Here is a 25,883-nt window from a genome sequence, read left to right on the forward strand (position 1 = left end):
GCCAGACACCGCAGCCTCGGCGGCAGTGCCAGATCGGGCGGATGGGTGCGTGTCCTACGGAGATCGGCAGGCAGTGGCCAGAGGGAGCGTGGCGTGACGGCATGGTCACCATGTTGTCGCCGATAGTTGGCGTGCGTCAACAACATGCAGCATCAACCTCACACGTTGCCGCTCGGTTACCATGCGTCGTTGCCTACCGTCAAGGGCGTGGACCTCGTCGGCGTTGCGGAGATCCGAGACATGCTCGGCGGCATCTCCCGCCGGCGGGTCAGCATCATCGCGAACAGCAAGGGCTTCCCTGACCCGGTTGCCGTGCTCGCCATGGGCAAGGTGTGGCGACGGCGAGACGTTGCCCGCTGGATCGCTGAGCACCGACCCGACCAGGACTGAGCACAGCGAGAGCCCGACCCCCTCGACGTGAGAGAGCCGGGCTCGGCTGGTTCGCGGGCTACTCGGTGACCACCTGGGCGACGGCAAGCAACTCCCGCCACGCCTCGGCAGCCTGGTCGACGCTCGGCTCAGAGATCACCGGGTCTCGTCCGTACAGCCCGATGACCTGTCGCCCGTCGACCGTGGTGCCGACGTCCATGGTTCCGCCGTCGTCATCCTCGGTCGGTTCCCAGCCTCGCTGGTCGAGATCCCTCATGGCGTGATCCCAGCCGGCAGCCTGCAAGGTGACCGGACCGGCAAGCGGGTCGATGTCGTCGGCAACGCGGGGGAGGATCAACAGACCCTCGCCGGTCATCGGGTCGAGGTGGGCAACGTGGTCGGCGTAGGTGATGGTCTCGATCACTGGCTGATCCTCTCTCCGGTCTCTGCCCATCGGGCAAGGTCGTCGCGGTCGTACACATCGACCCCGTTGCGCTTGTTGCGCGGCTGCGGCACGTCACCGACTCGCCGCTGTGCTCTCTTCTTGGTGGCCTCGTAGGACCAGGGGAGTAGGCCCGTAGCACATGCCTCCTTGAGCGTCAGCCTGTTGTCCCCGCAGGGCTTGATAGACGCGCTGACCAGGGAAGGGGACACGTCCGGGGACATCGCCAGCGAGCGAGCCTCTGAGGCGGTCAGGTAGGCAACCTGCGTCTCGGTCACCTGGTCGCCGATGACTACCTGCCACCGGCCACGGACCCGAGACGCGCGGGGCATGGCAGCCTGCGGGGCGAGCATCTTCCACGCGTTGGCGGTGTACCGGGCGAGGCAGCGAACCCCGAAGTTCTCCCGGCTCTCGGGTCCGCCGATCGCTCGGGCGGTGAGCATCTGCGCCACGCCGATCACGTTGACCTTGGCCGAGCGACCCATGAACAGCAGTTCGCCCAGAGCGCCGACAGCGGGGGACCGCTTCGGGTCTCCCTTCTCCCGGTTGTCGGCCCACCAGTTGGCAAGCTGCGTCAGGGTGGCGTTCAACTCCTCGCAGATCACCAGAACGCGGGGACCGCAGTCCCAGTCTTCCGGCGCGTGGAAGGCGAGGGTGTTCCGCTCGTCGGCGAGCGCAGCCAGCTTGACCAGCGCGTCATGCATCTGTGTCGGTCGAGTGCAGTAGTCGACCCGGTCGAGCCCGAGTGCCCAACGGTGGGAACCCTTGCGATCCAGGATCACCACCCGACCACCACGCCGGAGCACCTGAACGGCAACCAGTTGAGCAAGCACCGACTTGCCCGCACCCGTACCCGCGCTGACTGCGATGTGCGGGGAGTCGTCGTCAAGGCTGATCGTCACCGGCTGGTTGCCGGCACCCATCCCGAGGAAGAACACCGCGTCATCGGTCGGCAGGTGCTCGGCCACGTGGTCGACACCAACCCGAGCAGGGGGACGCTTGCGCACAGTCCAGGTAGCCCGCACCCGAGGGCCAACCTGGTGCCACGACTCGACCAGGTCGGCAACGGGGATCTTGCTGCCGATGATGGAAGAGACAAGCTGCCGTTGTTCCTTGGTCAGGTACGGGGTGTCTGCGGTCAGCTCGATCCGCGGACCCTGGTCGCCGTCGACCGGACGGCGGAACACAGCCAGCTTGGACGTGACCGGCTCAGCCGTGCGCTGTACCGACCAGGCTGCCCGCTGTGCACGCTCGGGAAGCCAGCGGATCACCGGCTCTACCTTCTCGCCGTACCAGGTCCGCATGGCAACCTCGGCCGGGCTCAGCGGCTTGGCCAGCCGGGGAGTGAGGTTGCCCAACGACGGATCAACGTGCAGGCTCACGCCGGTCTGTAGACCCATGGCCGGGGCAAGGGCAGCCAGGGTCGGCGTGACGTACTCCCGGTTGAACCGACGCATGGTGAACCGACGCCTGAGCCGGTAGCTCACGACCAGGGCAGCCGAGCCAACCAGTGAACCGACCTGCTCAGGCTGAGCCACGGCCAGCGCAGCCGTAGCCGGCACGCTGAGCCGGATCACCTGACGCTGCCAGCCGGCCAGCCGACCCGGTCCCCGGTGGCGGTACGGGTAGCCAGGCTTGCCGCTGAGCGGCCGACCAGACAGGTACCGATACGCCACCCGAGAGACCGAGTGCTTGCGCTGTAGCTTGCGGAGAGCCCGCTCCAACTCGGTCATGCCGCCATCCCCGCCAGCTCAGGTGCGCGCTCGCTGACGACAACCTCGGCAGGCTGCGCCGGGGAAGCCGAGCCCGTCGAACGGGTGGGGCGGTAACGCTTCACGGTCGCCAGGGACACCCCGGCAAGCTCAGCGATCCGGGCGTGAGTCGCCTCGGGCTCGGCGAGGTGAGCCGACATGATCCGGTCAGCCGACGTGAGCGACCGGGGGACAGGCTTGCGGCTCGGCTCACTGGTCCGCTTGACCCGCTGAGCCTTGACCGGCTCGACCGGCTCGACGGCAACCGGCTCGGGGGTCGGCTCAGGCTCGGCGGCAACCGGCTCAGCGGTGACCGGCTCGACCGGGGCAACCGGCTCAGGGTGGATCAGCTTGCCTCGACGGCTCAGCACCTCGACGGCGATGAGGAAGGCGACCGGGGGAACGGCGGCAACGGCACGGGCAGTCCAGGTCGGGTGAGCCGATGCGACGTTGGCGGCAAGGGTGGCGACGATGCCGAACGCCACGGCCAGCCGAGCGGACAGGCGAGGCTTCCGCCCGCTGCGCTTGTCGTCGAGCATCGCCAGCGTGCCAACCAGGATCAGACCGTCGATCGACAGCGGGAGGACGGCGGCAACCGAGACGTGCTCACCAGCCTGCCGAGCAACCTTGAAGATGTGGGAGAACGAGGCGTAGCCGGCGACAAGCGCGACCAGGCCGGTGGTCAGCCGAGAGGTAACAGAGGTGATGTTCACGCTGCGGCCTCCTTGGTCGCGGGGGTGGTGGTGTCGAGGTGGGGGAAGTGCGCGATGTGGTCGGCGACCTGGTGGCCGTGCTGGTCGACCAACCGGCGAGCGATCACGAACGGCGCGAGCATCGCCGGGGGTCCGCCGATGAGGACCAGGGCGAGCGCGTAGGCAGCGGTCTCGTTCATCGGCCGCCGGCCAGAGCCTCGGAACGGCACGGGCCGCAGTTGTGAGCCAGCGATCCCCGGTGACGCGGGCACTGGTCGGTGCCGCTGGTGGGCGGCAGGGCCGCCCCTCGACGCTCCGGGTAGCCGCTGGTGCCGGGGTTGGTGTTCTTGTTCTTGGGGATGAAGCGACGCCAGTCCCGCGCGCTTGCGCGCGTCTTCAACTTCTCTTGGTCTTCACCACTTCGGGTGTCAGCCAAGGTGTCACCCGTGCTGGCCTGACCTGTCACCCCCTGGTCGGCAGATGACACCCCCAGGGGAGCGGATGACACCCCCTGACCGAGGGCCAGGCGGTAGACGCGGGTGGCGATGCCGGCGACCTTGGCGACGACCAGTCGGCCCAACTGGACCAGCTTGGCGAGAGCCCGTTGCACGGTCCGCTCAGAACAACCGGCGTACTCGGCGAGGGTGGCAACCGAGGGCCAAGCGTTCCCCTCGTGGTTGGCGTGAGCAGCGATAGCGATAGCTACGGCACGCTCGTTCTTCCCCAGATCACGGGTCGCAAGCAGGGCTTGCTTCACAGCTACACTCATGGGCGGGCGGACCTCCTGTGTCCGTCAAGAGCCCGGATCACAGGTGTTCCAGCACCTGCCGGGCTCGCTTTATGTCGGTACTCGCCGCGCTCATGCGTCGGCGTACCAGGACGACAGCTTTCTGGCCGCCGTCCGGCCGGCCGTCGCGTTGGTGCCGGTCGGCGCGGGCAACACCTACGGGCACCCGAGCCCGTCGCTTCTGGCCCGGCTCAGCAGAGGCGGCGCCCGGGTCCTGCGGACCGACACCGATGGTGACCTGGCGGCGATCCGGACCGGCGACGGGCTGGCGGTGGCCCGTCGAGGGGTGCGACCCGGGCGGCCGCCGTGAGACTCGACGGCGGGCAGGCGGGCTCTGCCGTCGCGAGGTGGGCCGGCTCTGCCGTCGCGGGAGTGGGCCGGTTCTGCCGTGGAAATTGCAGCGCGGCTGATGAAATGGCGACCGTCTTGCGGATTAAATGGCGAACCGAGGTAAATGTCTGGATTTGCGCTTAGTGCGGGCTGCACCGACCGGGCGGCGAATGAGCAGGCCCGTACCCGCCGTGGGCCGTGCGAATATGGGCGACGTGACCCCCGCCAGCCTCGCCCCCATTCTGCTCGTCCTCGGCGACGAGGAGCTGCTCGCCACGCGCGCCGTGACCGAAGCTGTCGAGCGGGTCCGCAGCGTCGAGACCGAGGTGGACGTTCGCGAGTACCAGGCAGGTGCGCTCACCGTCGGTGAGATCGCCGAGATGCTCAGCCCGTCGCTGTTCGGGGGGCGGCGGCTGCTCATCCTGCGCTCCGGTCAGGACGCCCGCAAGGACCTGGTCGCCGCGCTCCTGGCGTACGCGAAGAACCCCGACCCGGACGTCCAGTTGCTGGTGCTGCACCTGGGTGGCGCCAAGGGCAAGGCGTTCGCCGACGGGCTGCGGTCGGCAGGCGCGACGGTGATCCCGGCGGCCAAGCTCAAGGGGCACCGCGAGCGGGTCGCCTTCGTCCGAGACGAGATCCGCCGGTCCGGCGGCAGGTGCACCGACGACGCCGCCGAGGCGTTGATCGCGGCGGTCGGCAACGACCTGCGCGAACTGGCCGCCGCCTGCTCCCAGCTCATCGCCGACACCGACGGGCGGATCAGCGCCGAGACGGTGGCCCGCTACTACCGGGGGCGGGTCGAGGTGACCGGCTTCACGGTGGCGGATGCCACTATGGTCGGCGATGTGCCGGCCGCCCTGGAGGCGCTGCGCTGGGCCCTGCACGTCGGTGTCGACCCGGTGCCCATCGCCGACGCCCTGGCCGACGGGGTGCGTACGGTGGCCCGGGTGGCGTCGGCCGGGCGGGGCAACCCGTACCAGCTCGCCAGCAGTCTCGGCATGCCGGCCTGGAAGATCGAGCGGGCGCAGCGGCAGGGGCGCGGCTGGACGCCGGAGGGGCTTGTCCAGGCCATGCAGGTCGCCGCCGAGTGCAACGCCGCAGTCAAGGGCGGCTCGGACGACCGGGCGTACGCCCTGGAGCGCGCGGTCTTCTCGGTGGCGGCCGCCCGGCAGGGCAGCGGCCGGTGACGCGGCCGAACCGTACGGCGTGGGCCACCATGCCCGCCGACGAGGAGAGGTACCGGCCGCTCTACGCCCGGCTCCTCGGCCTGCGGTTCGTCAACCCCGGCGGGGTGCTCTGCTTCCTCTTCTTCGAAGGCGCCATCGCCCTGGCGGTGCTGCTCGCCCTGGCGGAGCTGGTGACCTGGTGGGCGGTGGTGGTGCTGCCCGTGGTGGTGGCGGCGATGGTCAAGCTCAACGACATGGTGGCCGCCGTGGTGGTCCGTTCCGCCGCGCTCGTGCCCGAGCAGGAGCGGGACCGTTTCCGTCGGCAGATGGAGCCGGTCGTCGGCCGGGCCCGGGTCGCGAACGCGGTGACCTCGGTGGTGGTCACGGCCGACCCGGTGCGGCCCACGCGCCGTACCGACCCGTTGGACTGACCGCCGGCCGAGGCACGGGCACGCCGATCGGGCCGCCGGCCCCACGTCAGGCCGTCGACCTGTCCGTGGACACACGGAAGCCCCGGACCGAGGGTCCGGGGCTTTCCGAATCAGTCTGACGGTGAAGTCGTCAGGCGGAGAGCGCCACCACGCGCTTCGCGATCGCGGACTTGCGGTTCGCGGCCTGGTTGGAGTGGATCACGCCCTTGCTGACGGCCTTGTCCAGCTTGCGAGAGGCGTCCAGCATGAGGGCGGTGGCCTTCTCGACGTCACCGGCCTCGGCAGCCTCGTTGAACTTCCGGACGGCGGTCTTCAGCGACGACTTGACCGACTTGTTGCGCAGCCGGGCCTTCTCGTTCTGCCGGTTGCGCTTGATCTGGGACTTGATGTTCGCCACGCGACAGCCTCGTCTTGATAGCTCGGGTTGGTCAGCTTATTGCGCGGGATGACGAACATGCGTCATCGCTGCGCGAAGAGCCAGGTTACCAGGTCGCCCGGGACGAGCCAAAACGGCTCGGTCATCGCGCGGCCCATCCCGGCCCGACGACCACCAGACTACGCCCCCGCCGGGCCGGCTCCGCGTCACCGGCAGCCGGCGGGGGCGTCACCGCCAGACCGGCTCCGCGTGCGCCGGGCCGGCCCCGCGTCACCGCCAGCCCTGTCGGCGGGCGAGCCAGTCGAGGGCCTGTTCGCCGCTCCACCGCTGGTGCGCCGACCGGTGCGGGGAGGCCGTGGCCGCTGTCGCGTCCGCTCCGGTGAGGTAGTAGCCGGCCAGCGCGGCCAGGGTGGCGTCCAGCGCGTCCGGGGGAGCGCCCGCCGACGCCGGGTGTTCGGCGAAGAGGCGGTCGGTGTCCAGGCCGCTGGCGTACGCGGTGAGCAGCAGGCCCACGAGGTCGAACCAGGCCGGCCCGGAACAGGTCCAGGTCCAGTCGCAGAACCACGCCCGTCCGTCACCGCCGATGAGCACGTTGTCCACCCGCAGGTCGCCGTGGATCATGCCGGTCGCGCCGTCCGCGTACCGGGGGAGGCGGGACTCCAGCGCCACCAGCTCGGGCAGTCGACCCCGGGCGGCGCAGGGCAGCGCCGGGAGCGGCTCCCGGCCGGCGGCGACCTCCTCCCACCAGAGGATGTCCGCGCGGGCCAGCTCGGCGAGCTGGGGCAGGCCGAGCGCGGTCAGCCCGGCCGGCGGGGTGGCCAGGGCGGCGGCGACCTGGGCGTACGCGGCGAGCGTGGCGTCCAGCTCGGTAAGCGTCCAGGGCAGGCGCGGGGTGTGGCCGTCGACCGCGTCGGTGCACAGCGCGAACCAGCCGGCCTCGTCCAGCGTCCACCGCAGGCGGGGCGCCGGCAGGCCGGCCGGCAGCCGGTCGAGGATCGCGGCCTCCCGCGCGTACGCCTGCACGAGGCGCGGTTGCTCGACGGCGGGTGCCGCCTTGACGAAGGCCCGACCACCGTCGGCGGTGTGGAGCACGGCGGCGAACCCCCGGGTGAAGCCGGCGGCGGCGGTCCGGGCGGTGACCACCGGCACGCCGAGGCGCCCGGCGATCGCGGCCCGCAGCGCGGCCGGGAGGTCTTGCCACGAGGGGCGCAGCGCACCCGCGTGGTACGGCACCGGGGGCAGCGGCGGGGAGGACACCCCACCATGCTGCCCCGGGGTACGTGCGCGGCGCGCGGCGACACTGCCAGACTGCCAAGCCATGAGGACCGAGGACTTCTGGCAGCTGATCGACCAGGCCCGCGCCGGAGGCGGGGGAGAGCCCGGGCCGGTCGCCGCGCGGGCCATCGCGCTGCTCGCCGAGCGCGACCCGGAGGACATCGTCGGGTACGCCCACCACCAGCGGCGGGTGCTGGCGGCCTCGCACAAGGCGGATCTGTGGGGTGCGGCGTACCTGATCAACGGCGGCGCGTCGGCGGACGGCTTCGAGCACTTCCGGGGCTGGCTGATGACCCAGGGGCGGGCGGTCTTCGCCCGCGCGGTCGGCGACCCCGACTCGCTGGCCGAACTGCCCCAGGTGCGGGCCGCCTCGCTCAGCGGGGAGGAGTTCTCCGCCGAGCAGATGCTCTCGGTGCCCTGGGACGCGTACCGCAAGGCCACCGCGTCGGAGCTGCCGGAGGACCGCGAGCCGGTGCGTACGCCCGATCTCAACGACTTCTGGGACTTCGACGACGAGGAGGAGGCCCGCCGCCGCCTGCCCCGGCTGGCCGCGCTGTTCGTCGAGCCGCCCCTGGAGTGAGAGGTCCTCGGGACCGATCCGTCGCCCGCGCAGTGGGCGTACCCCGGCGGCGTGGGAACATGGAGGGGGCCGGCGGTGCGCCGGCCTGTTCACGTCAGCCGACCAGAACGGACCGCTGTGCCACCGAAGCTCGATCCCGGCGCGAACGCCCCTGGTGCCACCGACCCCGGTCGCATCCGGAACTTCGGCATCATCGCCCACATCGACCACGGGAAGTCGACCCTGGCCGACCGGATGTTGCAGCTCACCGGCGTGGTCGACCCGCGGCAGATGCGCGCGCAGTACCTGGACCGGATGGACATCGAGCGCGAGCGCGGCATCACCATCAAGAGCCAGGCCGTCCGGATGCCGTGGACCATCCGCGAGGGCGAGCGGGCCGGTGAGCACGCGGTGCTCAACATGATCGACACCCCGGGGCACGTCGACTTCACCTACGAGGTGTCCCGGTCGCTGGCCGCCTGCGAGGGCGCCGTGCTGCTTGTCGACGCCGCGCAGGGCATCGAGGCGCAGACCCTGGCCAACCTCTACCTGGCGCTCGAGAACGACCTGCGCATCATCCCGGTGCTCAACAAGATCGACCTGCCGGCCGCCCAGCCGGAGAAGTACGCCGAGGAGCTGGCCCACCTGATCGGCGGCGACCCCGCCGACTGCATCCGGGTCTCCGGCAAGACCGGCGAGGGCGTGCCGCACCTGCTCGACGAGATCGTCCGGCAGTTCATCCCGCCGGTCGGCGACGCCGAGGCGCCCGCCCGGGCGATGATCTTCGACTCGGTGTACGACGTCTACCGCGGCGTCGTCACCTACGTCCGGGTCATCGACGGCCGGATCAGCGCCCGCGACCGGATCAAGATGATGTCCACCGGAGCGGTGCACGAGCTGCTGGAGATCGGTGTCATCTCACCGGAGATGGTCAAGGCCGAGGCGCTCGGCGTCGGCGAGGTCGGCTACCTGATCACCGGCGTGAAGGACGTCCGGCAGTCCCGGGTCGGTGACACGGTCACCATCAACAGCCGGCCGGCCGCCGAGGCGCTCGGTGGCTACAAGGACCCGAAGCCGATGGTCTACTCCGGCCTCTACCCGATCGACGGGTCCGACTACCCGAACCTGCGTGAGGCCCTGGACAAGCTCAAGCTCAACGACGCCGCCCTGGACTACGAGCCGGAAACCTCCGGCGCGCTCGGCTTCGGCTTCCGCTGCGGCTTCCTCGGCCTGCTCCACCTGGAGATCATCCGGGAGCGGCTGGAGCGCGAGTACAACCTCGACCTGATCTCCACCGCCCCCAACGTGGTGTACCGGGCGATCACCGACGACGGCGCCGAGATCGTCGTCACCAACCCCAGCGAGTACCCCAACGGCAAGATCGCCGAGGTGTACGAGCCGGTGGTCCGAGCCACCGTCCTGACGCCCAACGACTACGTGGGCGCGGTGATGGAGCTCTGCCAGGGCCGGCGCGGCAGCCTGCTCGGGATGGACTACCTCTCCGCCGACCGGGTGGAGCTGCGCTACACGCTGCCCCTCGCCGAGATCATCTACGACTTCTTCGACCAGTTGAAGAGCCGGACCAAGGGCTACGCCTCACTCGACTACGAGCCGTCCGGCGAGCAGGCGTCCGACCTGGTGAAGGTGGACATCCTGCTGCACGGCGAGCCGGTGGACGCGTTCAGCGCCATCGTGCACAAGGACAAGGCGTACAACTACGGCGTCACCATCGCCGCCAAGCTGCGCACCCTGATCCCGCGCCAGCAGTTCGAGGTGCCCATCCAGGCCGCCATCGGCAGCCGGGTCATCGCCCGGGAGACCATCCGCGCGATCCGCAAGGACGTCCTCGCCAAGTGCTACGGCGGTGACATCAGCCGTAAGCGCAAGCTGCTGGAGAAGCAGAAGGAAGGCAAGAAGCGGATGAAGATGGTCGGCCGCGTCGAGGTGCCGCAGGAAGCCTTCATCGCCGCCCTGTCCTCCGACTCCGGCGACACCAAGGCCCCAAAGAAGTAAGCCCCCCGTCCCCGGTCCCCCCGGTCCCGCCTCCTGCGTCCCGGTACCTGCCTCCTGCGCTCCGGTGACGCCTCCTGCGTCCCGGTGACGCCTCCTGTGTCCCGGTGATCAAGAGGTTTGTGTCAGTTGAGGTCCGGATCCTGACGCGAACCTCTTGATCACCGGCCCGGGTGGGCGTAGGCCCGCCCGGGCGGGTCGATGGTGGAGGAATTTTTTTGGCCGTGAGGCGGGGTCGTCGCCCTGGGCAACATGTTGCCTGACCTGTGTGGACGCGCTCCCACCCCAATCGACGCAGCCGTTCGGCATCGACGCCGGCAACTTCTGTGCGGCTGAGTCGGTTTGGTTTTTCGCTGGGTCGGGAACTTAGTCGTCACGACAGGAAGCACACATTGTGTGTCAGACATTCTTAGAAGGAGGGCGACCGTGGAGCTCACCGTGTGGGGCATCATCACTGCCATCGTTGTTGGTCTCATCGTCGGGGCGCTCGGCCGCCTGGTTGTTCCGGGTCGGCAGAACATGCCGATGTGGCTGCACCTGCTGATCGGTGTCGGTGCGGCTCTGCTGGGCACGGTGCTGGCGCGGGCGATGGGTATCGCGACCGAGACCGCCGGTATCGACTGGACCGAGCTGCTGGTGCAGGTCGTGGTTGCCGCGATCGCTGTCGCGCTGGTCGCCGGTGTGGGTGGCCGCCGCCGCGTCACGCGATAACACCAGCACAGGTAACACCGAACCACTTCCGAGGGGCGCCCGGCCGACAGGCCGGGCGCCCCTCGGCGTTTGTCGGGTCGGCGGGTGGAGCGCCTGTTGGTGTTTATCGCTCCGCACCGATCGACTCCAGTGCGCCGAAGTGGTGGCATCCGGTTCGCCGGACACCGCCACCTCGGCGCAGTGGGGTCGATCATGCTCGTGCGCGGCCCGCGTGGCCCGGCGCAGTGGAGTCGACCCCCGCGCGACCCGCACGACCCGCCGCGCGACCCCCGCGCCACCCGGCCGGAGCGCCCGCGGGCGCGGCTGAACGGGACGGGTGGCAGCGCCGGAATCGCCTGGCAGAGCGTCCTCGCGCAGTCGTGCGACGTTCGTGGCGATGATGCGCAGCACTTCGGCGGCTGACCGCGCGCTCAGCCCGGTCGATCACGCTGCCGGCGTGCTCGGGCTCCACGGCGCCGATGGCGGGAGTCGGGTGACCGGCGATATCGCCGAAGGGGAGTCGATCACGCCGCGGCGTGGTGCACGGCCCGGCCGATGCGCGAGGCGGACGCGTCGCCCGGTGGAACGTGCCGTTGTTGGCCAAGTCGTGATCGTCTGGGCGACGAAGTCGGTTTGGTTTTTCGGTGGGTCGGGAACTAAGTCGTCACGACAGGAAGCACACATTGTGTGTCAGACATTCTTAGAAGGAGGGCGACCGTGGAGCTCACCGTGTGGGGCATCATCACTGCCATCGTTGTTGGTCTCATCGTCGGGGCGCTCGGCCGCCTGGTTGTTCCGGGTCGGCAGAACATGCCGATGTGGCTGCACCTGCTGATCGGTGTCGGTGCGGCTCTGCTGGGCACGGTGCTGGCGCGGGCGATGGGTATCGCGACCGAGACCGCCGGTATCGACTGGACCGAGCTGCTGGTGCAGGTCGTGGTTGCCGCGATCGCTGTCGCGCTGGTCGCCGGCGTGGGTGGCCGCCGCCGCGTCACCCGGTAACAACCTGGCATCACCGCACCACGGAAAAGGGCGCCCGACCACTGGTCGGGCGCTCTTTCGTGGTGAAGTGCCCAGATTCGGCCCTACGCCACGACCCGTCGGGTCGGTTCCCTGCGGTACGGTCGCGACGCTTCGGCCTCCCCGCCCACTGTCGTAAAGGATTTCTTCGTACTAAGGTGCGGCGGAGAAGGTAAGTTCCAGGCGGCGCGAGGGGAGAAGTGGCGTGAACAGGTGGAAGCGGCTGGCCCCGGTCACCGCCGTGGTGGCCTCGGCCGCGATGGTGCTGACCGGCTGTGGAGGCTCCGACGACAAGGCGGGCGACGACAGCAAGCTCACGGTCTGGATGATGGGCGAGGGCGGCGACGCGCAGAACAAGTTCCTCGACGGCGTCGAGGCGGAGTTCCGCCAGAAGCACCCCGACACCGATGTGGTCGTGCAGTACATCCCCTGGCTGGAGGCGCCCAAGAAGTTCCAGGCCGCGCTCGCCGGTGGTGAGGGACCGGACATCACCGAGCTGGGCAACACCGAGACCCAGGGTTGGGCCGCGCAGGAGGCGCTCGCCGACGTCAGCGGCCGGATGGGCGGCTGGGCCGACGGCAAGGACCTGCTGCCCGACCTGGTCCGCAACGCGCAGCTCGACGGCAAGCAGTACGGCGTCCCCTGGTACGCGGGCGTGCGGGCGATCTACTACCGCACCGACTGGTTCGCCGAGGCCGGTGTCCAGCCGCCGAAGACCTGGGACGACCTGGTCACGGTGGCCAAGGCCGTGCAGGCGAAGAAGCCGGGCACCTACGGCATCGCGCTGCCGGGCAACTCCGAGCTGCCCTTCTACTCCTTCCTCTGGGGCGCGGGCGCGGAGATCGCGACCAACCAGGGCGGCGCCTGGAAGTCCGGCTACACGACGCCGGAGGCGCAGCGGGCCGTCAAGTACTGGACCGACCTCGTGACCGTCCACAAGGTGGCCCCGCCGGCCGCCGCCGGTTGGAACGAGATCGACGCGCGTACCCAGTTCGCCACCGGCAAGGCCGCCATGGCGTTCGCCGGTAGCTGGCAGCAGGGCGCCATCAAGAAGGACAACCCCGAGATCGAGAAGGTCTGGGGTACGTTCCCGATCCCCGGCCCGGACGGCAAGGCAGCGCCCGGCTTCGCCGGTGGTTCGGACGTGGCGATCTGGAAGGACAGCGAGCGCCAGGATCTGGCCTGGGACTACCTGACCGTGCTGCTGAACAAGAAGAACGCGCAGAGCTTCGCGAGCAGCCTCGGCTTCTTCCCGGTCTACAAGGACCTCGTCGCCGGTGACACGTACGCCAACGACAAGGTCATGGCGGCGTTCGCCACCACCATGCAGAACAGCAAGCTCACGCCGCTCACCCCGAAGTGGGTGGAGGTCAGCCGGACGAAGACGGTGACCCAGGCGATGAACAGCTCGGTCATGAAGGGTCAGAAGACGGTCGAGAAGGCTACCGCTGACGCGGCCGGTGAGATGGAAAGCATCCTCAACTCCAAGTGACCACGCTGACCGAGGTGCCGGAGACGTCCGCCGCGCGGGAGACCCCCGCGCGGCGGCGTCGCCCGGTGGACCGCCTGCCCTACCTGCTGCTCCTGCCCGCACTCGTCATCATCGGGGTGCTGCTGCTCTGGCCGCTCGGCCAGGTGGTGGCGATGTCCTTCTACCGGCTCAACAGCGTCCGGCAGTTGCGCGGCGACCGGGAGTGGCCGTGGGTGGGGCTCGGCAACTACACCGACATCCTCTCCGACCCGTTCTTCTTGACGGTGCTGCGCAACACGGTGCTGTTCGCCGCGGCGAACGTGCTGCTCACGATGGTGCTCGGCACTCTGGTCGGGCTGCTGCTCAACCGGCTCGGCCGCAAAATGGCCACCTTCGTGGCCAGTTGCGTGATGCTCGCCTGGGCCACCCCGGCGCTGACCGGCACGATCGTCTGGAAGTGGATCTTCGACGACACCAGTGGCCTGGTCACCTGGCTGTTCAACGCGTTGCCGGACGGGTTCTCCCAGGCGCTGTTCGGCCGCAGCGACTGGACCGGCTACGGCTGGTTCAACTCGCCGCTGCTCTTCTTCGCCATCCTCACCCTGGTGGTGGTCTGGCACTCGTTCCCGTTCATCGCGGTGAGCGTGCTCGCCGGCCTGAAGAGCGTGCCGAGTGAGCTGCACGAGGCGGCCCGGGTGGACGGCGCCAGCCCGTGGCGGGTCTTCTGGAAGATCACGTTCCCGCTGTTGCGGCCGGTCTTCGGAATCCTGATCGTGCTCTCCACCATCTGGGACTTCAAGGTCTTCACCCAGCAGTTCGTCCTGGCCGGCGGCACCCAGGACCGGCCGACGTTCATGCTCTCCATCTACTCGTACGCCGAAGCCTTCTCCCCGCCGCCGAAGTACGGCCTCGGCGCGGCGATCGCGGTGATCCTCACGCTGATCCTGCTCGTGGTGACCGGCTTCTACGTACGGATGGTGCTCAGGCAGGAGGACGAGTCGTGAAGAAGGTGGCCCTCAACGCGGCCGGGCTGCTGGTCGCGCTCTTCGCGGCGTTCCCGGTCTACTGGATGATCTCGACCTCGTTGAAGCCGAGCAGCGAGATCTTCTCGTCCACCCCGCAGCCGGTGCCGGCCCACCCGACGCTGGCGCACTACCGGGAGATCCTGACCGGCAACCTGATCCCCGGCGTCAGCTTCCTGGACTTCTTCGTCAACAGCGCGATCGTCGCCGTGTCCACTGTGGTGCTCAGCGGCCTGGTCGCCCTGCTCGCCGCGACGGCGGTGGCCCGGTTCCGCTTCAAACTGCGGACCAGCTTCCTGATCATGCTGCTCGTGGTGCAGATGATCCCGCTGGAGGCGCTGGTCATCCCGCTGTTCCTGATGATCCAGCGGCTCGGGCTCTACAACACCCTGCCCAGCCTGATCCTCACGTACCTCGGCTTCTCGCTGCCGTTCGCGGTCTGGATGCTGCGCGGGTTCGTCGCCGCCGTGCCCAAGGAGTTGGAGGAGGCGGCGGCGATCGACGGCGCGAGCCGGGCCCAGACGTTCCGGCGGGTGCTGTTCCCGCTGGTCGCGCCCGGCCTGGTCGCCACCAGCATCTTCTCCTTCATCACCGCGTGGAACGAGCTGATCTTCGCGTTGACGTTCATCAACGACCAGGGCCGCTACACGCTGCCGGTGGCGATGACGTTCTTCTTCGGCCGCGACGACACCAACTGGGGGCCGGTCATGGCCGCCTCCACCCTGTTCACCCTGCCGGTCATCATCTTCTTCCTGCTGGTGCAGCGACGGATGGTCTCCGGCCTCGTGGCCGGCGCCGTCAAGGGCTGACCGCGCCGGCCGGCGGTCATTTGCGGGGCGGCTCGGCGAGCCGCTCCATCCGGTTCCAACCGGACCAACCCCGCTCGCGCATCAGCTCCCGCAGCCGCTGCGCCCGCGGGTCCGCCTCGTCGGCGAGGGCGTCGATCAGGTCGTGCGGAATGTCGTCGTCGGCCTCCTCGGCGTGCAGGAAATCGCCGGCGGCGTACGCCTGCTCCGCCAGGCAGGCCATGATGTCGGCGGCCTCGGCCAGCCGCGGGTCGTCCTGCTCGTCACCGTCGAAGATCTCCGAGAGCACCCGGTAGAGCCGGACGACCTGCGGATCATCGAGAGCGGCGCTCTTGCCGGGCATCCACTCGACGATGCGGTCGGGCCAGCGCGCCGCCACCAGGATCCACCCGTCGCGTTCGGCCTCCACCATCCGCTGTGACGCCCCGATGGCCCGGAGCCGGTCGAGATAGGCGGCGACCTCCGGTGGGAGCGCCAGGCTGTCCCCGGCGGTGAGCTGCGCGATGTGTGTGCGGCTGGTCTGCAGCCGCTCGATCTCGTCGCGCAGGTTGCCGTCGATGGTCCGGATCGCTTCGGCGAAGGCTGACGGGTCGGCGTCGAGCATCCGACTGATCTGCGACAGCGGCACGCCGGCGTCGGCGAGGGTGCGGATCTTGATGAGGGACACGACAGCCGTCGCGCCGTAGCGCCGGTAGCCCGATGCGTCCCGCTCCGGCTCGGGCAGCAGTCCGATCTGGTGGTAGTGCCGCACCGCCCGCACCGTGACGCCGGCGTACGCCGCGAGTTGACTGATCGTCAGCATGCTCTGATCCTGCTCTCACTCACCTTGTCCGGTACGCCAGCCAGCTCAGGAGATCCTGCGACGGTAGGTGACGTTGGCGAACAGGTAGGCGAGGACGAGGATGCCGACGCACCAGGCGAGGGCGATCCAGATGTCCGTGCCGACCGGCTGTTGGCTGAACAGGTCCCGGATCGCGTTGACGATGGAGGTCACCGGCTGGTGCTCGGCGAAGGCGCGCACCGGGCCGGGCATGGACCCGGTGGGCACGAAGGCGGAGCTGACGAACGGCAGGAAGATGAGCGGATAGGAGAACGCGCTCGCGCCGTCCACCGTCTTCGCGGTGAGGCCGGGGATCACGGCGATCCAGGTCAGCGCCAGGGTGAACAGGACCAGGATGCCGGCGACCGCGAGCCACTGCGACACCCCCGCCCCCGTCCGGAAGCCCATGATCAGGGCGACGCCGACGACGACGACGAGCGAGATCAGGTTGGCGACCAGTGAGGTCAGGACGTGCGCCCACAGCACGGATGACCGGGCGACCGGCATGGACTGGAACCGTTCGAAGATGCCGCCCTTCATGTCCAGGAAGAGCCGGAAGGCGGTGTAGGAGATGCCCGAGGCGATCGTGATGACCAGGATGCCGGGCAGCAGGTACTTCACGTACGAGTCGGTCCCGGTCTCGATCGCGCCGCCGAAGACGTAGACGAACAGCAGCATGAAGGCGATCGGCATGATCGCGGTGGTGATGATGGTGTCCGGGCTGCGGGCGATGTGGCGCAGCGAGCGTCCGAGGAGAACGGCGGTGTCGCCGACGAAATGCCTGTTCATCGTTGTTCCTTGTGGGTTCGGGCGCCGACGAGGGTGAGGAAGACGTCCTCCAGGCTCGGCTGCTTCTCGACGTACTCGATCGTCGCGGGTGGGAGGAGCTGCTTGAGCTCGTCGAGGGTGCCGTTCACGATGATCCGGCCCTCGTGCAGGATCGCGATCCGGTCGGCCAGGTGCTCCGCCTCGTCGAGGTACTGGGTGGTGAGCAGGACTGTCGTACCCGCCTCGGCCAGATCCTTGACGGCCTGCCACACCTCGATGCGTGCCTCCGGGTCCAGCCCGGTCGTCGGCTCGTCGAGGAAGATCACCGGTGGGTTGCCGATGAGGCTCATCGCGATGTCCAGCCGGCGGCGCATGCCACCGGAGTACGTCGCCACCCTCCGGGTGCCCGCCTCGGTCAACGAGAAGCGCCGCAGCAGGTCGTCCGCGATGGCGCCCGGGTCCTTGAGGTGCCTGAGCCGGGCGACCAGGACGAGGTTCTCCCGTCCGGTGAGGATCTCGTCGACCGCCGCGAACTGCCCGGTGAGACTGATCGACTCGCGCACCTCGGCGGCCTGCGTCGCGACGTCGAAACCGTTGACCCGGGCGGTTCCCCCGTCGGCCTTGAGCAGCGTGGACAGGATCTTCACCACAGTGGTCTTGCCTGCCCCGTTGGAGCCGAGCAGGGCGAAGATGCTGCCGCGCGCGACGTCGATGTCCACGCCGCGCAGCACCTTCAGTTGCTTGAACGATTTCTCCAGGCCCTGCACGTGTATCACGGTCTGCTCGACCTGGTCGGTTGTTGGCGGGATGCTCATGGCAGTCAGCATGGAGGGTTGACGCAGCGTCAAGGTCAAGCCCGGACCGCGGATTCACCTAGGCTGTCCGCCATGACGGGCAGGGTGGCAGCGGTGAATCTCGGCATCGTGACCGAGGCGGCGTGGGCGGGCGACGCGAGCGGTCGCAGCGGCATCGACAAGCGATCGGTCGACGGGCCGGTGGCGGTGCTCGCCGGCGGCCTGGCCGGTGACTTCATCGGCGAGCGGTCCGTGCACGGCGGGCCGGACAAGGCCGTCTACGCGTACGCCGAGGAGGACGCCGCGTGGTGGTCGGCCGAGATCGGCCGGTCGATCCGCTCGGGGGGCTTCGGGGAGAACCTGACCACGTACGCCGTCGACGTGACCGGCGCGGTCATCGGCGAACAGTGGGCGGTGGGCACGGCGGTGCTCCAGGTGACGATGCCGCGTACCCCCTGCACGACGTTCGCGGGCTTCTGGGGCGTGCCCGACCTGATCCGGCGCTTCACCGTGCGGGCCTCCCCGGGGGCGTACCTGCGGGTGTTGCGCGAGGGCGAGGTGGGTGCCGGCGACCCGGTCGAGGTGGTGGAGCGGCCCACGCACGGGGTGACCATCGGCGAGGTGTTCCGGGCGACCAGCCTGGAGCCGGAGCTGTTGCCCCGCCTGCTCGACGCGGACGACCTGCCGGAGCCGATCCGGGACAAGGTCCGCCGCCGTCTCGCCGCCCGTTAGCCGACGTCGGGGCGCGAGCGCCCAGCCGTTCGTTGTGGAACACGGTCTTTCATTCTCATTATCGAGAGTGATACCGTTCGGTTGTGGAGATGTCGAGAGAGCGCTGGGCGGATCTGGCGCTGCATCCGGTGCGGATCCGGATCCTGCGTGCGGTCGCGGGCACGCGCCTGACCACACAAGGGCTGCTTGAGCTGCTGCCCGATGTCCCGCAGGCCACGATGTACCGGCACCTGGCGATCCTGGTCAAGGCAGGGCTGGTCGAGGTGGTTGACGAACGCAGGGTTCGCGGCACCGTCGAGCGGGTGTACGCGTTGCCCGCGCACGGCGCGACGCTCGACCCGGCGGCCCTCGCCACGGCAACGCCGGAGGACCATGCGCGGTACTTCACGGCGTTCATGTCGAGTCTGCTGTCGGAGTTCTCCCGCTATCTCACCCGGGAACGGATCGACTTCACCGCCGACGGTGTGGGCTATCAGCAACTCGTGCTGCACCTGACCGACGCCGAACTGGGCGAGTTCGCCGCCGGTCTCACCGCACTGGTGGGCCCGCTGCTCGGCAACCAGCCCGGCGGTGAACGGATACCGCGACTGTTGGCGACCGTTCTGCTGCCCACCGATCTGCCGACGACCGACAGGCGCACGCCTGCGCCGACGGACGACTCCGACACGACGAAAGGGGATGACTGATGGCATCGGTCATGGTGACCAACGATGTGATCGACATTCGGTTCACCGGATGGGAGCGGGTCTGGGTCGGACGGGAGCAGTTCGCACTGCCCCTCACCGCGGTGCGGCACGTCGCCCTGGTGGACAACCCGCTCCGTCTGGCCCGTGGCGCCCGCCGGGGATACGTGGTGTCCGGCTTCGCCAAGATCGGAGTATGGGGCCTGTACGGCGGTCCTCGGCAGCTCGTGGCAGCCCGCCGTGCGGAACCGGGGCTGCACCTCGTTCTGGACCGGGCGTCGGCAGGCGGCGAGTTCGACGAGGTAGTGCTCTCCAGCCCGGCCGCGCCAGGCCTCGTGGAGACGATCACGCGTGCCATGGCGGCCCGCGCGTGACCGGCGACCACCTCGCGATCGAGGTGTCGTGCCTGACAAAGCGCTACAGTGACGTGACCGCCGTGCATGATCTGAGCTTCACCGTGCAGCCCGGTGTGGTCACCGGATTCCTCGGCCCGAACGGCGCCGGCAAGACCACCACGATGCGCATGATGACCGGGCTGGTGTCGCCGACCAGTGGCACCGCCACGATCGGGGGCCTGCCGTACGGCCAACTGGCCCGGCCCTCGCGCACTGTCGGCGCCGTGTTCGACGCCAACGCGTTCCACCCTGGACACACCGCCCGCGACCACCTGCGCGTCTACGCCGCGATGGGCGGATATCCGGACAGCCGGGTCACCACCCTGCTCGACCTGCTCGGCCTCGCCGAGGCCGCACACCGTCGCACCCGAGGATTCTCCACGGGCATGCGGCAGCGGCTCAACCTCGCCACGGCGTTGCTCGGCGATCCCCGCGTACTGCTGTTGGACGAGCCCGGCAACGGCCTGGACCCGGAAGGCGTGTCGTGGCTGCGCGGCTTTCTGCGTCAGTTCGCCGACGAGGGCCGCACCGTCCTGATCTCCAGCCACGCGCTCGGCGAGATCCAGCAGCTCGTGGATGACGTCGTGGTGATCCGGCGTGGCGAACTCGTCGCCGCCGGGCCCTGTTCCCGTCTCGCCGGCCCGCCAGCGGTGCTGGTCACCTCACCCGACGCGGACGCGCTCGCTGCCGTTCTGACGGCCGACCCCCCCAACGGCGGCACGGCACCGCACGTCGAAGCCGTCCGGCCCGATCGGCTGCGGGTGCGAGGGCTGGACGCGCCGAGCATCGCCGATCTCGCCGCCGCCCACCACGTTCGGGTGCACGAGCTGGTCGTCGAGACTCCCAGTCTCGAAGAACTCTTCCTCCACCTCACCACGAACAAGGCGGTCAGCTGATGAACCACCTGATCAGAGCGGAGTTCCGCCGGCTGCTGGCCACCCGCATGTGGGGCGGCCTGCTGCTCGCCGCAGCTGTGCTGGGCGGGGGCATGTTCGGGGCCATGGCGCTGGCGGGACCGGAGAACTTCGATCCACCGATGCCCGGTCTGGACACCGAGGCCGGCCTCCGCGCGATCCTCGGCATTCTCGGCTACACCGCGTTCGTGCCGGCCGCCGCCGGGGCCCTGGCGGTCACCTCCGAGTACCGACACCGCACCGCCGCGGTCACCTTTCTCTTCGCTCCGCGCCGTGGGCGGGTGCTCGCCGCCAAACTCGCCACGTACGCGGTCGTTGGCCTCGCGTACGGGCTCGTTCTCGCGGGCACCGCCGCGGTGGCGCTGTTCGCTGTCGCCGCCGCCCGCGATGTCCCACTCGGTCTGCCAGCCTCCACGGTGCTGGCGCTGCTCGGCCGTATCGCCGTCGCGATGGTGGTCTACCTGCTCCTCGGGGCCGGGATGGGCGCTCTCATCCACCACCAGGTCGCGGCGCTGTGCGTCGTGATCGGCTATCTGTACGTGGGGGAGCCGGTGCTGATGATGATCCCGGGCGTCAACACGCTCTACCCGATCCTGCCCGGCGGAGCCACCGCCGCGCTGACCGATTTCACCTACGTCGCCGACGCCATCTCCACGGAACTCGGCAGCGGCACCGTCAACCTGCTCCCGCCGGCGGCCGGCGCTCTCCTGCTCACCGCGTACGCGGTGGCCGCCTCGGCGATCGCCCTGTTGCTGCCCCTGCGTCGAGACGTCACGTGACCGGCTGAAGGCGCGGGGCTGACCGCGTTGCCGAGGCGACACGCCAGCGTTGGGGTGGCCAGCGGCCGGTAAGAACCGGATGACGGGGTTGGACGCGAGCGGTTGCCCGTATCGTCCCCCTTGAGGGCATGCGGTGGAGGCCGGGTGAAGCGCGATGTCGATGGCCACGGACGGCGGCGCCACGGCAGCGGCACCCGATCCGGCGCTGGAGCGTCCGGCGTTCCTGGAGCTCTTCTTCGACCTCGTCTACGTCTTCGCGCTGGTCACCTTGGCGACCATCCTGGCCAACGACCTGACCTGGACCGGCGTCGCCAAGGTGCTGGTGCTGCTGCTCGCGTTCGCGATGGTCTGGGCGCTGAGCGTGTGGACCGCGGACACCATCGACCTGACCAGTCCATCCGGGCAGGGGCATCTCACCTCGGTGGCGGCGGCCAGCCTGCTGTTGGCGGCGATCGCGGCCGAGGCGTACGGCGATCGCGCGCTGCTCTTCGCGATCACCTTCGTGTTCATTCCCCTCAGCACCACCGCCTACTACGCAGTTGTCGTCTCGAAGGGCCGGCCCCTGCGGCGGTCGACCATCCGGATCCAGACCTGGAAGTGCGTCACCGGCGTCGGCTGGATCGCCGGAGCGCTCGTCGGCGGCTCGGGCCAGTTGTCGATCTGGGCGCTCGCGATCATCGTCGAGTACGTCGGGGCGGTGTGCGGCTGGCCGCTGCCCCGGATCGGCCGCTCACGACCGGGGGACTGGCGGCTGGTCCACGCGCGGGTGGCCGAGCGCTACCGGCAGTTCGTCATCATCGCGCTCGGGGTGTCGATCTTCGTGACCGGGACGACCTTCAGCCGGAGCGATTACACGCTGGAGAGGGCCTGGGCTCTGCTCGTGGTGTTCAGCACTGTGGTGCTGATGTGGCGGATCTACATCTACCGCGCCGGTGAGCTGCTGACCGACGCGATCGTCAGGTCGACCGACCCGGCGTTGCTCACCCAGTCCGCCGCGATCACCCATCTGATCATGGTGGCCGGCATCGCCGGGGCGGCGGTCACCAGCGACCTCGTGGTGAATCGACCGTTGGGCGAGACCCCGCCGTCGTGGGCCGCGGTCATCCTCGGCAGCCCCGCGTTGTACCTGATCGGCCGGGGCCTGCTCGACTTCACCGTGTTCGGACGCATCTCGCGGTCCCGGCTGGCCGGCGTGGTGCTGCTGGGGTGCCTGGCGCCGGCCACGCCCGTGCTTCCGCCGATCCTTGTCGCGCTGCTCGCCATGATCGTGCTGGCCCTGATCGCCGTGGCGAACCTGGCCAGCACCCGACGACACACGCGTACGCCGGCGCCGCCGATGCTGGGGTGAGACTCCGCGCGGCGGGTGGGGGCGACCCCTCACCGGGCCGGCGCGGTGACCTCGGCCCGCCTGCGACGGGCGGCCAGCCCTTCCCCGGCCAGGGTGAGCAGCAGGACCAGGTTCGCCACCACCAGGACGGTCAACGGCGGCAGACGGAACGTGCCGGGCGCGACAAGCGCGCACAGCAGCACGACCGCCAGCAGCACGATCGCCAGCACCCGGGACCAGAGAATCCGCGCCGTCACCACGGCGTCGAACAGCACGCTGCCGAACAGGAACAGCACCGGTCCGCCGAGGATGGCAACCATCACATCCACCGGGGTGTGACCGGACGGCCGAGCAATGACCATCGAGGTGCCGGTCGAGACCAGCACCACCCCGGCCACCATCACCAGATGGGTGTACGAGGTGGAGGTGCCGGAGCGGACCCGCTCCACAGTCGTGACGCTCGGTGGGGCCAGGATCCGCTGGACGCGCTGGAAGTAGAGCTGGAACAGCAGGACCGCGCTGACGAACGCGACCGCGCTGGCGGTCACCTGACCGGCGGTGAACCCGCTGCCGGCCAGCCCCGTGCCGGTGCTCAGGATCAACTCGCCGAGCGCGACGATGAAGATCGCCCGGTGCCGCTCGGAGAGGTGCACCCCGGTGAAGATCTGGCTGGCCAGCTCGGTGCGGCCCAGCCCCGGCGTCGGCCAGCCGAACCGTGCCGAGCCGAGATCGACCGCCACCGCGAGCGACCAGAGCACCAGTCGAGCCGTCTCGTCGACGAACACCCCGGCAACCCAGGGCGTCACGGTGATGCCGAACCAGAAGAAGACCCGGATGCTCCGGGCCTGGATCGGACGATTGACGCGGGTGCCGGGGATCAGGACGGCGTCACGGATCAGGTGGATGCCGAAGTACGCCGCGACGAAGAGCCACCCGTACCGGCCGAAGGCGTACGGGGTCGCGATCGCCATCAGCAGGGTGCCGAGCATGACCAGCAGGACTGTCGCCTGGATGATCGGCAGTCGGGGGTTGAACAGGTCGGTGAGCCACGCCGTGAGCACCCAGACCCACCAGGCGGCCAGCAGCAGGACGGCGGTCTGCGCCGCGTTCCGCACGGTGAGGCTCTCGCCCAGACTGGCGGAGAGCCGCGAGAGCAGGAAGATGTAGACCAGGTCGAAGAAGAGTTCCAGGAAGGTCGGATATTCCGGCTCGCCGCGCCGGCGGAGGATCCGGGGGAGCGGAGCGGACGTCATCGCGGCTGCCTCCTGTGCCACCCCGCGCCCCGGGCAGGCGCTGCGCCCCGGCTCTGCCTACCCGTCACGCTACCGACAGTGCGGCAGCCGGTGGACCGGAAGCGGATACGGAACGGCCCCCCGCCAACGGTGGCGGGGGGCCGTTTTCAGCCGCAGGTGATCAGCGCAGCCAGGGGATGTTGCGGTCCAGCAGGCCGCGCTCCTTGAGCTCCTTGCGCAGCGGGATCTCGTCGTCGACGTACCCGTCCCAGTTGATGCCCCAGTAGTTGGCGGTGTGGGTGCCCTCGCCGATCAGCTGGCGCTGCACGGGCGTGCGGTTGCGGTACCACTCGCCGTTCAGGTCGGGGTGCAGCTCGTCGAGCGGCCGGATCCACCGGTAGGTGTAGCCGACGAAGAGCATCTTGCGGGTGATCGTCGACAGGTTCGTCGAGCGCGAGTGCCACTGCCGGCGGTCGAAGATGAACGCGTCGCCCGGGTTCGCCGTGATCTCCAGCGTGCCCTCCGGGTCGGGGTTGTGCACGCTCAGGTCCTTGGGCCGGTCCAGCGAGTTCCACAGGTGGCTGCCCGGGATGACCTTGGTGGCGCCGCGGCCGGTCTCGGAGAGGTCCGAGAGCACGTACGCCACCTTCAGCGAGAACATCGGCCGGGGCAGGTTCGGGTCCATCGTCTCCGGGTCGGAGTTCTGCCGGTACCCGTCCTGGTGCCAGCCCCAGTAGGGCTTCTCCGGCTCGGCGGCCGGCGGGGTGACGTCCAGGTGGTTGTGGTGGGTGTAGATGTTCCAGCCGGCCAGCCCCCACATGTACGGGAAGGCGATCGGGTGGGTGAGCAGCTCGCCGAAGAGCTCGTCACGCTCCAGGAAGCCCAGCAGGTGCAGCGTGCCGTCCTTCTTGGTGTTGCCCTTGGCCTGCTCCTCCGCGTAGACGCGGTCGACAGCCGCCTCCAGCGCCGCCCGGTGGTCCTCCGTCAGGACGTTGCGCAGCAGGAGGAACCCCTGCTCGTGGAACTCCTTGCGGTCAGTGTCGCTGATCGGTTCGTAGCCGGTCCGGTCGCCGTAATCGAACACCGCGTCGTACCCCTCCCCATGAGGTGAAACCATTTCTGGCACAGGCCGCCGATCGTAACGCGAGTGCCTAAGCGGTGGGAGGGCGAGCGGTGCAGGTGCGGCCCCCGGTCGGACCGCACGCAGCGGTACGGGTGCGGAGAGTCACATTCACCTGATGGCCGGCTGGTTCTGCGGGCTTATGTCCGATTGTGCGGTCACTGCCGGTTAAGAGATCCGGGTCGTCAGCCTTCGGCGAAGACCTCGGCCACCACCCGATCCGCCGGGCCCTGCCCGCCGGTTACCCGGCCCCAGGTGCCGTTGCGGGCGGTCCATTCCAGGTCACCGAAGCGGACCCGCTTCACCCCGTGGTCCTGGGCGTGCGAGACCAGCCAGTGCGCGTACCGCCACCCGTCGCGCTGGTCGTCGGCAGTCACCGCCAGGCCGGTCTGGCTGGCCGGGTCGGCGCCCGACACCCCCCAGTCCAGCACCAGGTTGCGGGTCAGCTGGGCGGCCGCCGCCGCGCCGTGCATCACCGGGGTACGCCCCACAGTGCAGGCCACCGCGCCGGTGACATCGCCGAGCAGGGCCCTGCTGAGCACCTCGGAGTCGTCGGCCCACTTCTGGTACGCCTCGGGAAACGCCGAGCGCTGCACCCGCTGGGCGGCATCGGTGACCCGCATCTTCTCCCAGCCGCGCACCTTCTTCAGCGCCGCGTAGAACCTGTTGGCCGCGTAGCGGGGGTCGCGGATCTGCGCCGACGTGCCCCAGCCCTGACTCGGGCGCTGCTGGAACAGGCCTACCGAGTCCCGGTCGCCGTCGGCGAGGTTGCGCAGACCCGACTCCTGGTAGGCAGTGGCCAGCGCGATCACCACGGCCCGCTCCGGCATCCCGCGCTGGGCGCCGATCGCCGCGATGGTCGCCGCGTTGGCCATCTGCTCGACGTCCAGCGCGACCCGGCCGTCGGCCTGGACCGTGCAGGTGCGCCCCGCCAGCGGCAGTCGCAGTTGATCCCCGACCTGCCGGACGACGAGCCAGATCGCGATCACGGCGACGAGGATGAGCACCACTCCACCCGCCACGGCTGCCCGAGTTCGCACCCACACCCCCTGAACGACAGTTCGACAAGCGTACGTCCCCGTCGGCGTCGTCCGGGTCGTCCGACCGGTTCGGGGTCCGCGC

At 69.7% G+C, this 25,883-nt stretch carries 30 protein-coding genes; 17 read left to right on the forward strand and 13 right to left on the reverse strand.

Annotated features, from left to right (window positions below; genetic code table 11):
- The first annotated feature begins 207 nt into the window (after positions 1-207).
- Positions 208-390 carry a hypothetical protein gene (locus AB0B97_RS29850; protein ID WP_357498464.1) on the forward strand — a complete coding sequence of 61 codons (183 nt, stop codon included), beginning with the start codon at positions 208-210 and terminating at the stop codon, positions 388-390.
- A 58-nt stretch (positions 391-448) separates the two neighbouring features.
- Here AB0B97_RS29850 and AB0B97_RS29855 read toward each other — a convergent pair whose 3' ends face one another.
- The 5 genes from AB0B97_RS29855 to AB0B97_RS29875 form a co-directional block, all read right to left on the reverse strand.
- On the reverse strand, positions 449-793 hold the full coding sequence (locus AB0B97_RS29855; RefSeq protein WP_357498368.1) for a hypothetical protein: 345 nt from the start codon (positions 791-793) through the stop codon (positions 449-451).
- Entirely contained in the window at positions 790-2,388 is a 1,599-nt protein-coding gene (locus tag AB0B97_RS29860; RefSeq protein WP_357498370.1) for a type IV secretory system conjugative DNA transfer family protein, read from the reverse strand. The genes AB0B97_RS29855 and AB0B97_RS29860 overlap by 4 nt, the downstream gene beginning before the upstream one ends.
- A 152-nt stretch (positions 2,389-2,540) precedes the next feature.
- Positions 2,541-3,275 carry a DUF2637 domain-containing protein gene (locus AB0B97_RS29865; RefSeq protein WP_357498372.1) on the reverse strand — a complete coding sequence of 245 codons (735 nt, stop codon included), beginning with the start codon at positions 3,273-3,275 and terminating at the stop codon, positions 2,541-2,543.
- A complete protein-coding gene (locus AB0B97_RS29870) occupies positions 3,272-3,454 on the reverse strand; it encodes a hypothetical protein (protein ID WP_357498374.1) in 183 nt (60 codons plus the stop codon). The genes AB0B97_RS29865 and AB0B97_RS29870 overlap by 4 nt, the downstream gene beginning before the upstream one ends.
- Entirely contained in the window at positions 3,451-4,011 is a 561-nt protein-coding gene (locus tag AB0B97_RS29875) for a helix-turn-helix domain-containing protein (protein ID WP_357498376.1), read from the reverse strand. The genes AB0B97_RS29870 and AB0B97_RS29875 overlap by 4 nt, the downstream gene beginning before the upstream one ends.
- 55 nt (positions 4,012-4,066) lie before the next feature.
- On the opposite strand from AB0B97_RS29875, the gene AB0B97_RS29880 reads away from it, so the two are divergent.
- The 3 genes from AB0B97_RS29880 to AB0B97_RS29890 all read left to right on the forward strand — a co-directional run bounded on the left by AB0B97_RS29880 (position 4,067) and on the right by AB0B97_RS29890 (position 5,968).
- Positions 4,067-4,351, forward strand: a complete 285-nt coding sequence (locus tag AB0B97_RS29880; protein WP_357498378.1) for a hypothetical protein — start codon at positions 4,067-4,069, stop codon at positions 4,349-4,351.
- A gap of 226 nt (positions 4,352-4,577) precedes the next feature.
- Positions 4,578-5,558 (forward strand): DNA polymerase III subunit delta, encoded by a 981-nt coding sequence (gene holA / locus AB0B97_RS29885; protein ID WP_234586908.1) that lies wholly within the window; start codon positions 4,578-4,580, stop codon positions 5,556-5,558.
- A 29-nt stretch (positions 5,559-5,587) separates the two neighbouring features.
- Entirely contained in the window at positions 5,588-5,968 is a 381-nt protein-coding gene (locus tag AB0B97_RS29890) for a hypothetical protein (RefSeq protein WP_357498467.1), read from the forward strand.
- A 130-nt stretch (positions 5,969-6,098) separates the two neighbouring features.
- Here AB0B97_RS29890 and rpsT read toward each other — a convergent pair whose 3' ends face one another.
- Both rpsT and AB0B97_RS29900 read right to left on the reverse strand, forming a co-directional pair.
- The gene (rpsT, locus tag AB0B97_RS29895) at positions 6,099-6,365 is read right to left on the reverse strand and encodes a 30S ribosomal protein S20 (RefSeq protein WP_007464006.1); all 267 of its coding nucleotides are present in this window, start codon (positions 6,363-6,365) and stop codon (positions 6,099-6,101) included.
- Positions 6,366-6,614: 249 nt separating this feature from the next.
- The gene (locus tag AB0B97_RS29900) at positions 6,615-7,601 is read right to left on the reverse strand and encodes a phosphotransferase (RefSeq protein ID WP_357498380.1); all 987 of its coding nucleotides are present in this window, start codon (positions 7,599-7,601) and stop codon (positions 6,615-6,617) included.
- Between the two features lie 61 nt (positions 7,602-7,662).
- On the opposite strand from AB0B97_RS29900, the gene AB0B97_RS29905 reads away from it, so the two are divergent.
- The 7 genes from AB0B97_RS29905 (at position 7,663) to AB0B97_RS29935 (ending at position 15,200) form a co-directional block, all read left to right on the forward strand.
- A complete protein-coding gene (locus tag AB0B97_RS29905; protein WP_357498382.1) occupies positions 7,663-8,199 on the forward strand; it encodes a DUF4240 domain-containing protein in 537 nt (178 codons plus the stop codon).
- 117 nt (positions 8,200-8,316) lie between these two features.
- The gene (gene lepA, locus AB0B97_RS29910; protein ID WP_357498384.1) at positions 8,317-10,191 is read left to right on the forward strand and encodes a translation elongation factor 4; all 1,875 of its coding nucleotides are present in this window, start codon (positions 8,317-8,319) and stop codon (positions 10,189-10,191) included.
- Positions 10,192-10,614: 423 nt separating this feature from the next.
- Entirely contained in the window at positions 10,615-10,899 is a 285-nt protein-coding gene (locus tag AB0B97_RS29915; RefSeq protein WP_007463997.1) for a transglycosylase, read from the forward strand.
- 696 nt (positions 10,900-11,595) lie between these two features.
- Positions 11,596-11,880, forward strand: coding sequence for a transglycosylase (locus tag AB0B97_RS29920; RefSeq protein WP_007463997.1), 285 nt, complete (start codon positions 11,596-11,598; stop codon positions 11,878-11,880).
- A 223-nt stretch (positions 11,881-12,103) separates the two neighbouring features.
- Complete coding sequence (locus AB0B97_RS29925) at positions 12,104-13,390, forward strand: sugar ABC transporter substrate-binding protein (RefSeq protein WP_357498387.1); 1,287 nt, start codon at positions 12,104-12,106, stop codon at positions 13,388-13,390.
- The gene (locus AB0B97_RS29930) at positions 13,387-14,373 is read left to right on the forward strand and encodes a sugar ABC transporter permease (protein WP_234587169.1); all 987 of its coding nucleotides are present in this window, start codon (positions 13,387-13,389) and stop codon (positions 14,371-14,373) included. The genes AB0B97_RS29925 and AB0B97_RS29930 overlap by 4 nt, the downstream gene beginning before the upstream one ends.
- Positions 14,370-15,200 carry a carbohydrate ABC transporter permease gene (locus AB0B97_RS29935; protein ID WP_234587171.1) on the forward strand — a complete coding sequence of 277 codons (831 nt, stop codon included), beginning with the start codon at positions 14,370-14,372 and terminating at the stop codon, positions 15,198-15,200. The genes AB0B97_RS29930 and AB0B97_RS29935 overlap by 4 nt, the downstream gene beginning before the upstream one ends.
- A 16-nt stretch (positions 15,201-15,216) precedes the next feature.
- Here AB0B97_RS29935 and AB0B97_RS29940 read toward each other — a convergent pair whose 3' ends face one another.
- From AB0B97_RS29940 to AB0B97_RS29950, 3 genes are read right to left on the reverse strand one after another with little or no spacing between them, the layout of a single operon-like run.
- Positions 15,217-15,999 carry a MerR family transcriptional regulator gene (locus tag AB0B97_RS29940; RefSeq protein WP_357498390.1) on the reverse strand — a complete coding sequence of 261 codons (783 nt, stop codon included), beginning with the start codon at positions 15,997-15,999 and terminating at the stop codon, positions 15,217-15,219.
- 45 nt (positions 16,000-16,044) lie between these two features.
- On the reverse strand, positions 16,045-16,806 hold the full coding sequence (locus tag AB0B97_RS29945; RefSeq protein WP_357498392.1) for an ABC transporter permease: 762 nt from the start codon (positions 16,804-16,806) through the stop codon (positions 16,045-16,047).
- Positions 16,803-17,600, reverse strand: coding sequence for an ATP-binding cassette domain-containing protein (locus AB0B97_RS29950; RefSeq protein ID WP_357498394.1), 798 nt, complete (start codon positions 17,598-17,600; stop codon positions 16,803-16,805). Before AB0B97_RS29950 ends, AB0B97_RS29945 begins: the two co-directional genes overlap by 4 nt.
- A 72-nt stretch (positions 17,601-17,672) precedes the next feature.
- Between AB0B97_RS29950 and AB0B97_RS29955 the strand changes: the two genes are divergently transcribed.
- The 6 genes from AB0B97_RS29955 to AB0B97_RS29980 all read left to right on the forward strand — a co-directional run bounded on the left by AB0B97_RS29955 (position 17,673) and on the right by AB0B97_RS29980 (position 22,430).
- Positions 17,673-18,311, forward strand: coding sequence for an MOSC domain-containing protein (locus tag AB0B97_RS29955; protein ID WP_234587180.1), 639 nt, complete (start codon positions 17,673-17,675; stop codon positions 18,309-18,311).
- An 89-nt stretch (positions 18,312-18,400) separates the two neighbouring features.
- Complete coding sequence (locus AB0B97_RS29960) at positions 18,401-18,997, forward strand: helix-turn-helix domain-containing protein (RefSeq protein WP_357498469.1); 597 nt, start codon at positions 18,401-18,403, stop codon at positions 18,995-18,997.
- Positions 18,997-19,368, forward strand: a complete 372-nt coding sequence (locus tag AB0B97_RS29965) for a hypothetical protein (protein ID WP_357498397.1) — start codon at positions 18,997-18,999, stop codon at positions 19,366-19,368. The genes AB0B97_RS29960 and AB0B97_RS29965 overlap by 1 nt, the downstream gene beginning before the upstream one ends.
- On the forward strand, positions 19,365-20,285 hold the full coding sequence (locus AB0B97_RS29970) for an ATP-binding cassette domain-containing protein (protein WP_357498400.1): 921 nt from the start codon (positions 19,365-19,367) through the stop codon (positions 20,283-20,285). The genes AB0B97_RS29965 and AB0B97_RS29970 overlap by 4 nt, the downstream gene beginning before the upstream one ends.
- A complete protein-coding gene (locus AB0B97_RS29975; protein WP_234587187.1) occupies positions 20,285-21,082 on the forward strand; it encodes an ABC transporter permease in 798 nt (265 codons plus the stop codon). The genes AB0B97_RS29970 and AB0B97_RS29975 overlap by 1 nt, the downstream gene beginning before the upstream one ends.
- A gap of 154 nt (positions 21,083-21,236) precedes the next feature.
- Complete coding sequence (locus AB0B97_RS29980; RefSeq protein ID WP_357498402.1) at positions 21,237-22,430, forward strand: low temperature requirement protein A; 1,194 nt, start codon at positions 21,237-21,239, stop codon at positions 22,428-22,430.
- Between the two features lie 29 nt (positions 22,431-22,459).
- On the opposite strand, the gene AB0B97_RS29985 is transcribed toward AB0B97_RS29980, so the two are convergent.
- The 3 genes from AB0B97_RS29985 to AB0B97_RS29995 form a co-directional block, all read right to left on the reverse strand.
- On the reverse strand, positions 22,460-23,662 hold the full coding sequence (locus AB0B97_RS29985; protein WP_357498404.1) for a low temperature requirement protein A: 1,203 nt from the start codon (positions 23,660-23,662) through the stop codon (positions 22,460-22,462).
- Positions 23,663-23,822: 160 nt separating this feature from the next.
- Positions 23,823-24,725, reverse strand: a complete 903-nt coding sequence (locus tag AB0B97_RS29990) for a phytanoyl-CoA dioxygenase family protein (protein ID WP_234587193.1) — start codon at positions 24,723-24,725, stop codon at positions 23,823-23,825.
- Positions 24,726-24,946: 221 nt separating this feature from the next.
- Positions 24,947-25,807 (reverse strand): hypothetical protein, encoded by an 861-nt coding sequence (locus tag AB0B97_RS29995; protein WP_357498407.1) that lies wholly within the window; start codon positions 25,805-25,807, stop codon positions 24,947-24,949.
- Positions 25,808-25,883 lie beyond the last annotated feature (76 nt).

The organism is Micromonospora sp. NPDC049004 (assembly GCF_040649315.1).
GTDB lineage: Bacteria > Actinomycetota > Actinomycetes > Mycobacteriales > Micromonosporaceae > Micromonospora.